This window comes from Stenotrophomonas sp. 71799_Sma (assembly GCF_056482505.1).
In genome coordinates this window covers 4,333,748-4,347,323 of the sequence record NZ_CM151202.1, presented here as the reverse complement: position 1 = coordinate 4,347,323, position 13,576 = coordinate 4,333,748, and the positions used below count along the sequence as shown (strand labels likewise).

Genomic DNA, 13,576 nt, shown 5'->3' with positions numbered 1-13,576 from the left:
GGTAGTGCCGGCCGCTGGCCGGCAACCTCGGGAATGGCGGCAGTTGCCGGCCGGCGATCGGCACGACCTGTAGTGCTTACCAGCGCAGCTTGCGCCGCGCCAGCGCCACGGCCAGTTGATCCATCACCTGTTGGGCCTGTGCCTGCGGCAGATGATGCAGCGTCAGCGCCACATCACCATGCGCGCCGGCGGTATCCAGCTGCAGGCTGCTGGTGCCCAGCAGTTTGTCCAGCGGCGAGCGTTGCAGGCGCAGGCCCTGCACCTTGTCCAGCTCGGCCCAGCGCCACCAGCGCTTCCACCAGCCGCCGCGCACCGCCACATAGTGTTCGTCCAGGTACCAGCCCATGCGTGCCATCTGCCGGTGCGCGACCAGCAGCGCCACCGGTAGCCACGCCAGCACCAGCAGGCCCCATGGGCCCCAGCGCCAGTACGCGGCCGCAGCCAGCAGCGGCACCAGCACCAGTGCGCCCAGGCACAGCCGCCACCAGCCGCGCTGCGGAATGGACTGCCATTGCAGCGGAGGCCACTGCAGCTGCGGCAGCAGGTGCTGCACCAGCTGCTCACAACGTGTACTGGACGCCAGCGGCGCGAGTTCGCGCAGGGCGCGGTCCTCATCGCGCGCGGGGCCACCGGCGGCACTGTCGATGCGCAGCTGACGCAGCCCGAACCAGCGCTGCAAAGTACCTTCGCGCAGCGTCCAGGCCTGGATGCGCCGGCGCGCCACGCTGCTGCGGGTGCGGCTGAGCAGACCGGCCGATACGGTCAGGCGTCGGTCCTGCTCGCTGAGGGTGAAGCCGTGGTAGCGCAGCAGCGTCAGCACCACCGACAGCACGCGCAGCGCCAGCCAGCCCAGCAGCAGCGCGGCAGCCAGCAGCAGAAACGCGCCGGTCACGCCGGGGTGCAGATGGCTGGCGTAGCCAAAGGCTTCGCGTCCACCGCGCTGGAGGGCATCGTCCATCACCGGCCGTGGCACGGTCTGGAACAGCACGCCGAACGCGGCGATCGCCAGCGCCCAGCCGCGGTTGGAGAGCAGGCCCATGCGTACCACGTCCCAACTCGACAGGCGCAGCAGTACCTGCTCGTTCTCAGTCGCGGTGCTGGCAACCGGGTCGGGCTCGGTGATGCCGGCGGCCTGCGGCGCCTGCCCGCGCTGGCGGACCAGCCGTTCCAGCGCCAGCGCCTGGTCCAGCTTCAGCACCCGCATCTCCGCTTCCGGGCGCACGCCACCGGCCGATTCCAGGCGCAGCTCGGCCACACCAAACAGACGGTGCAGCGGGTTCTGTCGCACCTCCACGTTGTGGATGCGCGCGAACGGAATCTCGCGCCGGTTGCGCGCGAGCAGACCGCTGCGCACGGTGATCGCATCACTGCCGATACGGTAGCGGTAGCTGAGGTACTGCAGCACCGACACCAGTACCAGTGCGGCAATTGCCGTCAGCGGAATCAGCTGCGCCCACATCGGGTCGCGGTCGCCGCGCTGGCCGAACACCAGCAGTGCCACCAGCGGCAGGAAGTAATGGCGCAACTGCATCAACAGTACGAACAACCACGACCACGGATGCAGGCGGTGGTCCTCGCCGCCGGCGGGCAGTGCTGCAGGCAGAGGCGGTGGCAGGCTCACAGGGCGTCGGCGTCCTGGTCGAGCTGGTGGGACAGGGTATCGCGCAGGCGCTCGGCATCCGCCTCGTCCAGGCCGCTGACGGTCACCGCGCTCATGCGGGTGCCGGCGGTGTGCACGATCAGCGTGGCCAGGCCAGCACGGCGTTCCAGTGGTCCACGACGCAGGTCCAGGTGCTGCACGCGCGAAATGGGGATGCGCGTTTCCAGCTGCCACATCAGGTCGCGGCGCAGGCCCAGCCCTTGGGCATCCAGCCGCCAGCGGGTGCGGACCAGCCGCCGGCGGCCGAGCCAGGCGCCGAAGACGATGCCGATCAGCAGCCCAAGGGCGGCCGTCCACAGGCCGCCGGGCAGGTCGAAGAACCACGCGGCTGCGGCCAGCGGCAGGCCCGGCACAAACAGGCCGCCGAAGGCACCTTCCAGTGCGGCCAGCCGCGCGGCGCGGCGCGGCAGCGACTGCCAGGCATCGGTGGTCGGAGCAGTAAGGGGAACGTCGGTCACGCGGGCTCCGTCAGGTGGCAAGGCGGGCGGTGGCGGCCGTGGCCGCACCGCGCAGACGGTAGCAGGTCGGCTGCGTTACTGGGCAGCCTGGATCAGCGCGTCCACATCCAGCATGTGGCCGGCACGATCGGCCTTGGTGCGCAGGTAGTGCTCGTTCTCGGCGGTGATCTCGCCGGTGACCGGAATGCAGTCCAGCACCTCGATGCCAGCGTTGCGCAGGCGCTGCGCCTTGGTCGGGTTGTTGCTGAGCAGGGCCACACGCGAAATGCCCAGGCCGCGCAGCATCGCCACCGCGCTGCCGTAGCGCCGTTCGTCGGCGCCGAAGCCGAGCTGTGCATCGGCATCGATGGTGTCCAGGCCGTCATGCTGGTAGCCATAGGCACGCATCTTGGCCGCGATGCCGGTACCGCGGCCTTCCTGGTCCAGGTACAGCAGCACGCCGCCGCCCAGTTCCTTCAGCTTGCGCAGGCCGCGCCGCAGCTGGTCGCCGCAGTCGCACTTGAGCGAACCGAACAGGTCGCCGGTCAGGCACGAGGAGTGCACGCGTACCGGTACCACCGCCGACAGATCCGGTTCGCCGACGATGATCGCGACCTGGTCACGCTGGGCGACGCCACCACGGAACACCGCGAACGTGGTCATGCCGACATCGCGCAGCGGTACCGGCGAACGCGCCACCAGTTCGTAGTCATGCGCGGCATGTGCTGCGCCCTCGGCCAGGTCGCACAGCGCAACCTCGGCCGCGCCATCGAAGGTGCGGTCTTCGGCGTCCAGGCGCACCGCCACCATCGCCGGCAGCAACAGGCCGAGGCGGGCCAGTTCCACCGCGCCTGCATCGAAGGCGTCACCGGCGCTCCAGCCGTCCGGCATCGGGCCCGGTTCACGCAGGTAGCCCAGCGAGGGCAGGGCATCGAAGGCAACACCGGCCAGCGGCAGGCGCGCACCTTGCGGGGCCTCCACGCCAAGCACGCGGGCGCGGGTGGCGGTCAGGAACAGGTAATGCCGCTCGCGGGCGGCATTGGCGAAGGCAGCGAAGCTGCTGGCCGTGGCGCTGTCCAGCGCGATCACCGCCAGGCGCTGGCCCTGGCCATCGTGGAGCAGCACCGGGCGACCGGCACGCAGTTCGGCCACCGCGCGCTCGCAGCGGATCGCGGCCGGATCGCCGAACAGGGAAGAAGCAGCAGACATGGCAGGACCGGGGGAGTCGGACATCGCAGTCTCTATGGGGGCGCCGGCGTCGTATTCAACGTGGTGCGGCCGCCGGTCGCAGGGGCCGGATGGGCCTGGGTGCGGCGGCCGTCAGTGCGGATGCTCTTCTGTCGCGTACGGGTCTTCCTCGCCGCTGCCCGGTGGCCGCAGCGTATAGCGCTTGTAGGTCCACTGGTACTGCGCCGGATCGCGGCGGGCAATGCGCTCGATGCCGGCATTGAGCGCGGTGGCGGCCACCTGCGGGTCGGGGTCGGCCACGGCGGCGTCGGTCGGTTCGATGTGCAGGGCGAATTCCATGTCCGGGCCGATGCGCTCGCACCAGCCATACAGCACGGTGGCGCCGGTGCGCTCGGCCAGCCGGTTGACCAGGGTCATGGTCAGCGCCTGCACGCCGAAGAACGGCACGAACACGCCATCGCCGGCCTTGGGCTGCTGGTCGGGCAGGATGCCGGTGGCACCGCCGTCCTTGAGCACCTTGAACAGCTGGCGCACGGCCGGGCCTTCGGCGCGCACCTGCTGTACGTTCTGGCCGCCCCGCACCAGCTGCAGGAAGGCATCGCTGGCCTCGTCCTCCGGTGGCTTGTAGACGATGGCGATCTGCCCGCGCGAGGCCAGCCACTGGTTCAGCAGCTCCCAGTTGCCGAAGTGAGGTGCGGCCACGATCACGCCCTTGCCGCTGGCCAGGGCCGCGTCGTACAGGGCCTCGCCGTGGCGCTGCTTCAGGTGCAGGCGCAGGTTGTCGGCCGGCGCCTGGCTCCACAGGCGCAGGGTCTCGATGGCCTGCAGGGCGGTGGAGCGCAGCAGCTCCCGGTGCAGGCGGTCGCGCGTGGCGCGGTCCAGGTCCGGGTAGGCCAGCTCCAGGTTGCGTCGGGTGACGCGGCTCTCACGGGCGTTGAGACTGATCCAGGTCCAGGACAGGGCACGGGCGATTCCCCGCAGCAGCGGCCAGGGCAGGCGGGCGAACAGGGTGGTGGCGCGGTAGACCAGCCGGGCTTTGCGTTGCGGATTCATCTGCGCCAGTTTAGCCAAGGGCGCTGCTATCGTGGCCGGCCCCGTTCATTGGAGCCCAAGATGCTCGTCCTTATCCAGCGTGTCAGCCAGGCTGCCGTCCACGTCGATGACGAAGCGGTCGGCCAGATTGGTCCGGGCCTGCTGGCGCTGGTGGGCATGGAACCGGGCGATACCGAGGCCCAGCTGCGGCGCATGGCCGAGCGCCTGCTGGGCTACCGGGTGTTCGCCGACGAGGCCGGGAAGATGAACCGGTCGCTGCGCGACACCGGCGGCGGCCTGCTGCTGGTCAGCCAGTTCACCCTGGCGGCCGATACCCGTTCGGGCATGCGGCCCAGCTTCACCAGCGCCGCACCGCCGGACGAGGCTGAACGCGGGTTCAATCGATTTGTCGAGATCTGTCGTGAAAATCACGTGCCAGGGGTGGAAACGGGCCGATTTGGTGCCCATATGGTCGTCAGCCTGGTCAATGACGGTCCCGTGACCTTCCTTCTCAGGCCCTGAGCCTGCGGGACCACCGCCCGGCAGGCGGGGCCCCGGGCTGGTATAATGCTACGTTCCCTATTTCTCCCTAGCCGGTGGCGCGAGCACTACATGGCCAACGAACGTCCTGCCCAATCCGAAATCAAGCAACTGATCAGCAAGGGCCTGGAACAGGGCTACCTGACCTACGCCGAAGTCAATGACCATCTGCCGGACGACATGGTCGACCCGGAACAGATCGAAGACATCATCGGCATGATCAACGGCATGGGCATCGATGTCCATGAAGTTGCGCCGGATGTGGAAACCCTGCTTCTCAACGATGGCAACACCGGTAACCGCGAAGTCGATGACACCGCGGCCGAAGAAGCCGCTGCCGCGCTGAGCGCGCTCGACACCGAAGGTGGCCGTACCACCGACCCGGTGCGCATGTACATGCGCGAAATGGGCACCGTCGAGCTGCTGACCCGCGAAGGCGAAATCGCCATCGCCAAGCGCATCGAGGAAGGCCTTTCGCAGGTCCAGGCCGCCCTGGGCCAGTTCCCGGTCTCGGTCGAGTCGCTGCTGACCGACTACGAAGCCCACAAGGAAGGCAAGAAGCGCCTGGCCGAAGTGATCGTCGGCTTCAACGATCTGGCCGATGAAGTGCCTGCGCCGGCCGCTGCCGCGTCCGATGACAGCGATGATGCCGACGCCGAAGGCGACGAGGACGAGGACGATGATGTCGAGGGTGGCGAGGAAGAAGCCGCACCGACCGGTCCGGATCCGGAGGAAGTCGCTGCGCGCATGCAGGCGCTGAGCGATGCCTTCAATGCCTTCAAGAAGGCCGCCACCAAGGGCGACAAGAAGAACCTGCCGCGCCTGCGCGAAGAGATGTCGGCGGTGTTCGTCACCCTGAAGCTGCCGCTGCCGCTGACCGACGTGCTGACCAAGCAGCTGCGCGACACCATGGCGTCGATCAAGGCCCATGAGCGCCGCGTGCTGAATCTGGCGACCGTCACCGCCCGCATGCCGCGCAAGGACTTCATCCGTTCCTGGGAAGGCAACCAGACCAATCTGGAATGGGTGGAAGATGCGCTGAAGCGCAAGCAGAAGTGGTCTTCGGCCCTGCGCGAAGTGAAGGACCAGATCATCGCCGAACAGCAGGCGACGATCGACATCGAGAAGCTGACCCAGCTGGACCTGGAAGAGCTGAAGGAAATCAGCCGTGCCATGGCCTACGGTGAAGCCAAGGCGCGCAAGGCCAAGAAGGAAATGGTCGAGGCCAACCTGCGCCTGGTGATCTCGATCGCCAAGAAGTACACCAACCGCGGCCTGCAGTTCCTCGACCTGATCCAGGAAGGCAACATCGGCCTGATGAAGGCCGTGGACAAGTTCGAGTACCGCCGCGGTTACAAGTTCTCGACCTACGCCACCTGGTGGATCCGCCAGGCGATCACCCGCTCGATCGCCGACCAGGCGCGCACCATCCGTATTCCGGTGCACATGATCGAGACGATCAACAAGTTGAACCGCATTTCCCGCCAGATGCTCCAGCAGTACGGCCGCGAGGCTACGCCGGAGGAGCTGGCCAAGGAAATGGACATGCCGGAAGACAAGATCCGCAAGGTGATGAAGATCGCCAAGGAGCCGATCTCGATGGAAACCCCGATCGGCGACGACGAGGATTCCCATCTGGGCGACTTCATCGAGGACACCAACGTGGAGTCCCCGATCGAGAACACCACCAACATCAATCTGTCTGAAACCGTGCGCGACGTGCTGGCCGGCCTCACCCCGAGGGAAGCCAAGGTGCTGCGCATGCGCTTCGGCATCGACATGAACACCGACCACACCCTTGAGGAAGTCGGCAAGCAGTTCGACGTGACCCGCGAGCGCATCCGCCAGATCGAAGCGAAGGCCCTGCGCAAGCTGCGTCACCCGAGCCGCTCGGAGCAGCTGCGCAGCTTCCTGGATATCGATTGATTTCCAGCGGCTGTTGAAGCGTTGAGAGAAACCCCGCTTCGGCGGGGTTTTTCTTTGCCCACCATATCCCTGCAAAGGCCGGCCCATGCTCGGCTGAGGCTTATGATTACGTAACAAGTAATGTAACGGAAGGCCCGCGTCGAAGCTGGCTCTTCGTGAATATGCCCATTATTTTCAAGCTCATAGGTGCACTGCCGCGCTTGCAGTCCCGCTTTTTTGATGCTAATTACGTAACAAATTTCGTATTACGTAATGCACATGCCACGCGCTCAACGCCCACAGGTACTGGATCTGATCGCTCAGCTGGCCCCCGGCCAGCCGCTACCTGCCGCGGCGCTGGCCGAACGTCTGGGGGTGGACCGGATGGCGCTCAGCCGGCTGGTGGCCGCCAGTGGCCCGCAGGTGGTGCGCATGGGCAGCACCCGGGCAACCGCCTATGCGCTGCGGCGGCCCACCCGGGCCGGCAGCGAATGGCCGCTGTACCGGTTGCGCGAAGATGCGACGCTGGAGGAGCTGGGGCGGGTAATTGCGCTGGTAGGAGGCGGCTTCCACGTCGATGCCGGGCCTGACTGCCCGAACCTGCGACGCGCGCCCGAAGGTGACGTTGCCGCCTTCTTTCCTGACTTGCCGTGGTACCTGGATGACCTGCGACCGCAGGGATTTCTTGGTCGCAGCTTCGCCCATGGCCGAGCGCAGGCGCTCGGCCTGCCGAAGGACCTCAAGAGCTGGCAACCGGACGATGTGTTGATGGCCCTGGTAACCGCTGGCGGGACTGAAGCGGGCGATCTGCTGCTCGGTACCGCCGCCGTGGAGGCGGTGATGGAGACGTTGCAGGTGCCGATCGATCGGGTTGCGGCCGACGATCGTCTTGCACAGTATCGCGAGCGTGCGCGTGCTGCGCTGGACGGAGAGGACGTGGGCTCCTCGCCGGGTGGCGAGCAACCCAAGTTCACCGCCACCGTAGAGGCCTACGGCAGGCGCCGCTCGGTCCTGGTCAAGTTCGCGCAGCCCGATGAAGGCACCGCCGCCCAGCGCTGGAGCGATCTGCTGGTCTGCGAACATCTGGCGCTTGAGGCCCTGCGCGAGTCCGGACAAGCCGCGGCGTCCAGCGAACTGCTGCAGTCGCCCACGCACACCTTCCTGGAAATCGAGCGCTTCGACCGCACGCCCGATCTGCTGGGGCGGCGAGGCCTGGTCTCGCTGCTGTCGCTATCGTCTGCGTTCACCGGCGAGGTCACCCCAGCGTGGCCGGTTGCAGGCGCCGAACTGCGTGATCAAGGCTGGCTGACGGCCGACACCGTGCAGGCGATGGGCCGACGCCATGCGTTCGGGCGGCTGATCGGCAACAGCGACATGCACCACGGCAACATCGCCTTCCACTTCATTGATCGCGGCCCGCTGCCGCTAGCGCCGGTCTACGACATGCTGCCGATGTCGCTGGCGCCGTCAAAGCTGGGCGTGTTGCGCGCGGACGAGCCGCTGTCGCCGGTCGCGCCGCTGGGCAGTGGTGATCTGCAGCATCTGCGCTGGGCGGCACCGGTGGCTGAAGCATTCTGGCAGTGCGTGGCTGTTGACGGGCGGATCCAGTCGCCGGCAATGCGGTCGTTGGCGGGGGCGAACGCCGAGCGGGTGCGGGAGATGGGCGCGCGGTTTGGGTGAGCCAGCTGTTGCGCAAGCCTGGGCGCGTGGCGTTGCGCAGCGATGGCTGAGAGTTTTTCAGTGTGTCTTGGCGCCGGCGGGTAGCCGGTTGAGCGCAGGCTCCACTACACTGTGACGCTGCGCAGGGCCTATAGCTCAACGGTTAGAGCAGGGGACTCATAATCCCTTGGTTCCAGGTTCGAATCCTGGTAGGCCCACCAACCCAGCGTGCATGAACGGCTGCTGGTCTGCCTTCAAGGCAACATCTGATCCACACGCAAGGATCGAACATGCCCGACACCCGCGCCCCGGTGGAAGACTTCACCACTGAAATCGAAGACAGCCGGCATCTGTTCGCCTGGTGCCTGGTGCGCTACGGCCAGATTCCCGAAGCGCTGGCAATCGAACAGGCACGCGAACGCTATCCGGACCAGGCCGCCGGCCACGAATACGAGCACGAACTGCTCTTCCACGACGAGCCCTGGCATTGGGCGATGCTGCATGTGCTGGGCGAAGGGTACTGGCACCAGAACCCGGAACTGTTGCAGCCGTCGCTGGAGTACGACACCGAATCGGACGCGCTGTGCCTGGCGCGCGGCGAGCCGATTCCCTTGCTGGATGAGGATGAGTATCTCGGTGCGCTTGCGCACGCGCGCCATATGCATGCGTGGACGTTGATCCATCAGGCAGGGATTGACGAAGAGCAGGCACAGCGGCAGGCGCTTGAGCACTACGCGTACTTTCCGCCGCATCATCGCTGGCGCATGTGCGTTCACGATGCGCGCGCTGCATGGGTCGACGTGATGAGCGTGCTGCACATCAATGACTACTGGAGCCGGCCCGAACTGCAGAGGCCGCCTGAGGCGTACTGGCGCGCGTCACGTGCATTCGCCCTGGCGCAGGGGCTCCAGCTGCCGGAAACTCCGCCTCCCTCATGAGAGGGCGCTGCAAGGGTGGCATGATGCGGCTTCCGCCGATCCGTACGACAAGGAGCCCGCATGAAGCGCAGTGCCCGTATGTTCGTCGCCCTGACTGCCCTTGCGGCACTGCCTGCCGCTGCCGAGCCGTCCGACTCACCCAAGCGCCCGTCGGTTGACACCCTGCAACGCCTGATCGTCGACAAGGCACCGCAGACGCGCGTAGCAACACCGGACCACGAGCGCATCACCGCACGGCGCATCGATATCGTCGATGACACGGGGGTGATCCGCATGACGCTGTCCGGAAAGACACCGGCACCGATCATCGATGGCCTGCAGTACAAGCGCGCCTTCAATGTGGCCGGCATGGTGCTGTACGACGACCAAGGCAGCGAACGCGGTGGCTTCGGCACCGCCGATGTCGACGGCGGCATGGCGGTGTTTGCGCTGGACCATCCGGCGATGGATGCGATCGGCTGGCGGGTATCACCCGATGGTGCGGTGAGTTTTTCGATCAACCAGGCGCCGAAACTGATCCGTGAGCCTGCATTGGGCAACAAGCTGATTCCTGGGGTGCAAGCACCGACCCGCATAGGTCTGGTGGTCGGGCCTGACGGCACGCCGGCCATTGCCTTGAACGACAAGGCAGACCGCACGCGACTGCGCCTGACTGTCACTGCGGAAGGCTACGGCGCGATCGAGTTCCTCGATGCGCAGGGCAAGGTGATCCACACATTGGCGCCGGAGGCTGAACTTCGGCGCTAGCGCGTGCGGGTCGCCGATCGGCGCTTACCCGCGCCGCCCCCTGCCATCAATGCTGTACCGCCCGGCCCCGGTGCAGGCCAGCAGCAGGAAGCCACCGGCCAGCCCCAGGTTCTTCAGGAACATGATCTGTTGGGTCTGGTCGGCGAAGTTGTGATGGAAGATGAAAGCGGTGACCAGGCTGAAACCCACCAGCACGATCGACACCAGCCGGGTCTGGAAGCCAAGCAGGATGCACAGTCCGCTGCCGATCTCGAAGGCGATGGTCGGCCAGAGCAGGATGCCGGGCACGCCCATCGCTTCCATGTAGCCCTGGGTGCCGCTGAGATCACCGAGCTTGCCCAGGCCGGAGATGAGGAACAGCGCCATCAGCAGGATGCGTGCAAGCAGGTAAGCGAGCGAATGGGATGAGTGGCTCACGTCGGTGTCCTCGGAGATGGCCGGCGAAGGCGATCGGAGCCCACCGGCAGTGAAGCCCGTGTCTACGCCAAGGGCAAGGCGCCTTGACAGCTGGCCGTCCGCAGGAGACCTTTCTCCCATGACGATTGATATTGAATCGCTCAGCCTTCGGGAGCTGGGCGCCCTGGTGGTTGCCGCTGAACAGCGGAAACAGCTGATTTCCAGCCGCCGCCCGGCCAGCGCGGTGCGGCGGATGTTGAAGGCCGCCGCGGCCGAAGCCGGTTACACCCTCGAAGAACTCTTCGGTGGCGAAGCCTCGGAAACACCTGCGCCCGCCCGCAAATCCGCCCGCCGTAAATCCGGCAAAGTCGCGCCCAAGTATCGCGACCCGGAATACAAGCGCCTGACCTGGACCGGTCGCGGACGCATGCCGCGCTGGTTGGCGTCCAAGGTGTCGATGGGCCACAAGGCGACCGATTTCCTGATTCCTGGCTTGGCCAGGCCGACCGCTGGCAAGACCAGCACCATCGGCAAGCGGACCGTCATCAAGAAGGGATGAGGCTGCGGCACTGCTACCCTGCCCGGGTCTTTCAACCAAGGAGCACGGGATGGCACACGAGGGTGGCATGACGATCACGCCGAAAGTCCTGTACACAGCCGCAGGCGCGGCGGTGCTGGTCAGCCTGCTGGCCTGGGCGGTGGAATGGAGCGGGATGGCCTATGTCTGCCCGTACTGCCGCGTGCAGCGCACGGTCATCGGCGTGCTGGGTGTGCTGACGCTGTTCGCGCGACCGGGCGGCTTCATCGTGCCGTGGTTGTCGTACACCGCGGGCGGCTTCGCATTCGTGGTCGCGGCGATGCAGCACTTCAACGGCTGGAAGCGCATTTCCGCCGGAGATTTCAGCTTCAACGCGCAGTGGTATATCGACCCGTGGCTGCTGTCAGGTTGCGCGATGCTGATCCTGGTGGCGCAGCTGATGCTGGTGCAGACCGCATGTCGGCGCAGTCTGCACTGAAGCCTGCCCACGGGCGTAGCGTCAGGCGTTCTGGAACACCGCCAGCTGCGCAGCAAACGCACGCTGGTAGGCGGGGCGCTGCGTTGCACGGCCCACATAGGCCACCACCTGCGGGTACTCATCGAGGAGGCCGCTGCTCTTCAGGCGCAGCAGCACCGAAACCATCATCAGGTCGCCGGCGCTGAACTCGCCCTCCAGCCACAACGCCGATCCCAACCAGGCGGACAGCTGTGACAGCCGCATACGCACGCGCTCATCGAGCATCGGCAGACGCTGCGCATACCAGGGCTGCTCGCGCTCCAGCACCCAGGCCATCGAGCGCTCGACGATGGGCGGCTCCACCGTATTCAATGCAGCGAACACCCACATGATCGCGCGCATGCGTGCATCTGGATCAGCAGGAAGCAGGCCGACATGCTGCTCGGCCAGGTGCAGCACGATCGCGCCGGATTCGAACAGGACCTGGCCGCCGTCCTGCCAGGTGGGGATCTGCCCGAAGGGGTTGCGCGCCAGGTGCGCGGGCTGCTTCAGCTCGGCAAAGCCGAGCAGCTGCACGTCATAGGGCACGGCCAGCTCCTCCAGCGCCCAGCGTGCGCGCATGTCACGGGCCAGGCCCTGGCCGCGGTCCGGGGAAGTGGCGAAGGCTGTGAGGATCGGGCACATCGTGGCACTCCTGCAGGTCGAAGGGCCTGCCTTTCCTGTTCCGACGAACCACGGGGCGGGAAATCGACACCCTTCCCGGGACGGCGGGCGATACACTGCCCGCCACCCACCACTCCTGTGCCTCCTCATGTGGCAGCGCCGCACTTCCCTGGCCGAACTGCAGCAGCAACGCGATGTGCTGCAGGCTGAGATGGATGCTGACGCCCAGCGATGGGTCTCACAGCTTCCGCCGGATGATCTCGTGGCAGCGCTGACGCCGCAGGCGCGCCGGCTTCAGGAGCTCAATCAGCTGATCCTGCGGGCTACACCACCGCGTGAGCTGATGAAGCGCCTGAAGGCGCTTGAGCGCCAGCTGCTCGAGCCCGGTACACAGAGCGCAGGCGTGCGGAGGGGACTGGAAGATGAACTGCGCGATCTGCACCTCTACTTCAGCAATCCCCGCCGTCGCCCATTGACGGCAAAGGTCATTCTCATCCTGTTCGCCTGCGTTCTGGCCGCCTTGTTCCTGCCGAGGCTGCTTGTGGACCTGCTGATCGCTCTCTAGGCCGGCCTCACCCCGCCCGATGCAGTTTCCGGTACTGGTCCGGCGTGCACTGCGCGTGCCGCTTGAACATCTCGGCGAAGGCGCTGACGCCGGAATAGCCCAGCTCCTCGGCGATCCGGCTGATCGGCCTGCGGGTGCACAGCGCCTCGGTGGCGCGCACGAACTTCACCCGTCCACGCCAGTCGCCGAGCGACATGCCCAGCTCGCTACGTGCCAGGCGTTCGAGCTTGCGCACGCTCATATGGTGCCGCTGCGCGATTTCGGCAACCGATTCGGCCACCGACAGGTGTTTCTCCATGTACGCCATCACCTGCTTCAGTGCATCGCTGCTGGCGATCGGCAGGAAGCTGGGCAGAACGGCCGCATTGACGATCTGGTCGATGACCACGGCGGCCATACGCCGCTGGGCCGGGGTCTGCGGATCGGTCACGCCCTGCCGTGCCAGTTCGTGCAGCAGCTCGCGCAGCAGCGGGCTGACTTCCAGTGCACGGCAGCGATCAGGCAAGCGGCGTGACAAGGCCGGCGACAGATAGGCCGAGCGGTAGGCCAGCTGCGAGCGGTTGCGCGAATAGTGGGCCATTCCCGGTGGAATCCAGATCGCGTAGTGCGGCGGGGACACCATCCACTCGCCGTCGATCTTCATCTCCATCACACCCTGCGCGACGAAGTTGAACTGGCCCCACGGATGGCTGTGCGTGCCCCAGTCCGTGGGCTCCATCGCACCCTGCCGGAAGTAGATCGGACCGGGCAGCTGGCGGAAGGTGGGGATCGGCTCCATCGGTTGCCGCAAGCCGGGGGTGCAGTGGCGCATTTTCGGGATGTCCTCGATATGCGCCAAGCGTACGCTGGCC

At 66.6% G+C, this 13,576-nt stretch carries 15 protein-coding genes and 1 tRNA gene; 9 read left to right on the top strand and 7 right to left on the bottom strand.

Going from position 1 to position 13,576, the window contains the following annotated elements; all coding sequences use genetic code 11:
* Positions 1–76: 76 nt before the first annotated feature.
* The 4 genes from ACZK4Z_RS20105 to ACZK4Z_RS20090 form a co-directional block, all read right to left on the bottom strand.
* Positions 77–1,621 (bottom strand): PH domain-containing protein, encoded by a 1,545-nt coding sequence (locus ACZK4Z_RS20105; protein WP_293794017.1) that lies wholly within the window; start codon positions 1,619–1,621, stop codon positions 77–79.
* Positions 1,618–2,118 (bottom strand): PH domain-containing protein, encoded by a 501-nt coding sequence (locus ACZK4Z_RS20100; protein WP_049401009.1) that lies wholly within the window; start codon positions 2,116–2,118, stop codon positions 1,618–1,620. The genes ACZK4Z_RS20105 and ACZK4Z_RS20100 overlap by 4 nt, the downstream gene beginning before the upstream one ends.
* Positions 2,119–2,193: 75 nt before the next feature.
* Positions 2,194–3,330, bottom strand: a complete 1,137-nt coding sequence (ribA, locus tag ACZK4Z_RS20095) for a GTP cyclohydrolase II RibA (RefSeq protein ID WP_049401010.1) — start codon at positions 3,328–3,330, stop codon at positions 2,194–2,196.
* Positions 3,331–3,417: 87 nt separating this feature from the next.
* Entirely contained in the window at positions 3,418–4,338 is a 921-nt protein-coding gene (locus ACZK4Z_RS20090; protein WP_049461974.1) for a lauroyl acyltransferase, read from the bottom strand.
* 60 nt (positions 4,339–4,398) lie between these two features.
* On the opposite strand from ACZK4Z_RS20090, the gene dtd reads away from it, so the two are divergent.
* From dtd to ACZK4Z_RS20060, 6 genes are all read left to right on the top strand, one after another.
* Entirely contained in the window at positions 4,399–4,839 is a 441-nt protein-coding gene (dtd, locus tag ACZK4Z_RS20085; protein WP_478445099.1) for a D-aminoacyl-tRNA deacylase, read from the top strand.
* A 90-nt stretch (positions 4,840–4,929) separates the two neighbouring features.
* Complete coding sequence (gene rpoD, locus ACZK4Z_RS20080) at positions 4,930–6,783, top strand: RNA polymerase sigma factor RpoD (protein ID WP_032128565.1); 1,854 nt, start codon at positions 4,930–4,932, stop codon at positions 6,781–6,783.
* 258 nt (positions 6,784–7,041) lie between these two features.
* Positions 7,042–8,442 (top strand): type II toxin-antitoxin system HipA family toxin YjjJ, encoded by a 1,401-nt coding sequence (yjjJ, locus tag ACZK4Z_RS20075; protein ID WP_478451016.1) that lies wholly within the window; start codon positions 7,042–7,044, stop codon positions 8,440–8,442.
* Positions 8,443–8,566: 124 nt separating this feature from the next.
* A tRNA-Ile gene (locus tag ACZK4Z_RS20070) sits at positions 8,567–8,642 on the top strand.
* Positions 8,643–8,711: 69 nt separating this feature from the next.
* Positions 8,712–9,359, top strand: a complete 648-nt coding sequence (locus tag ACZK4Z_RS20065; RefSeq protein WP_478451015.1) for a hypothetical protein — start codon at positions 8,712–8,714, stop codon at positions 9,357–9,359.
* A 60-nt stretch (positions 9,360–9,419) separates the two neighbouring features.
* Positions 9,420–10,106, top strand: coding sequence for a hypothetical protein (locus tag ACZK4Z_RS20060; protein ID WP_478451014.1), 687 nt, complete (start codon positions 9,420–9,422; stop codon positions 10,104–10,106).
* 24 nt (positions 10,107–10,130) lie between these two features.
* Here ACZK4Z_RS20060 and ACZK4Z_RS20055 read toward each other — a convergent pair whose 3' ends face one another.
* The gene (locus tag ACZK4Z_RS20055; RefSeq protein ID WP_121504312.1) at positions 10,131–10,523 is read right to left on the bottom strand and encodes a DoxX family protein; all 393 of its coding nucleotides are present in this window, start codon (positions 10,521–10,523) and stop codon (positions 10,131–10,133) included.
* 118 nt (positions 10,524–10,641) lie between these two features.
* On the opposite strand from ACZK4Z_RS20055, the gene ACZK4Z_RS20050 reads away from it, so the two are divergent.
* A complete protein-coding gene (locus ACZK4Z_RS20050; RefSeq protein ID WP_006395620.1) occupies positions 10,642–11,061 on the top strand; it encodes an H-NS histone family protein in 420 nt (139 codons plus the stop codon).
* Between the two features lie 49 nt (positions 11,062–11,110).
* The gene (locus ACZK4Z_RS20045) at positions 11,111–11,518 is read left to right on the top strand and encodes a hypothetical protein (protein WP_125892319.1); all 408 of its coding nucleotides are present in this window, start codon (positions 11,111–11,113) and stop codon (positions 11,516–11,518) included.
* Between the two features lie 21 nt (positions 11,519–11,539).
* Here the strand turns inward: ACZK4Z_RS20045 and ACZK4Z_RS20040 are convergent, their stop codons facing one another.
* Positions 11,540–12,181 (bottom strand): glutathione S-transferase family protein, encoded by a 642-nt coding sequence (locus tag ACZK4Z_RS20040; protein WP_125892321.1) that lies wholly within the window; start codon positions 12,179–12,181, stop codon positions 11,540–11,542.
* Positions 12,182–12,308: 127 nt separating this feature from the next.
* Between ACZK4Z_RS20040 and ACZK4Z_RS20035 the strand changes: the two genes are divergently transcribed.
* On the top strand, positions 12,309–12,725 hold the full coding sequence (locus ACZK4Z_RS20035; RefSeq protein WP_125892323.1) for a hypothetical protein: 417 nt from the start codon (positions 12,309–12,311) through the stop codon (positions 12,723–12,725).
* Between the two features lie 7 nt (positions 12,726–12,732).
* On the opposite strand, the gene ACZK4Z_RS20030 is transcribed toward ACZK4Z_RS20035, so the two are convergent.
* On the bottom strand, positions 12,733–13,536 hold the full coding sequence (locus ACZK4Z_RS20030; RefSeq protein ID WP_478451563.1) for an AraC family transcriptional regulator: 804 nt from the start codon (positions 13,534–13,536) through the stop codon (positions 12,733–12,735).
* Positions 13,537–13,576: the final 40 nt, after the last annotated feature.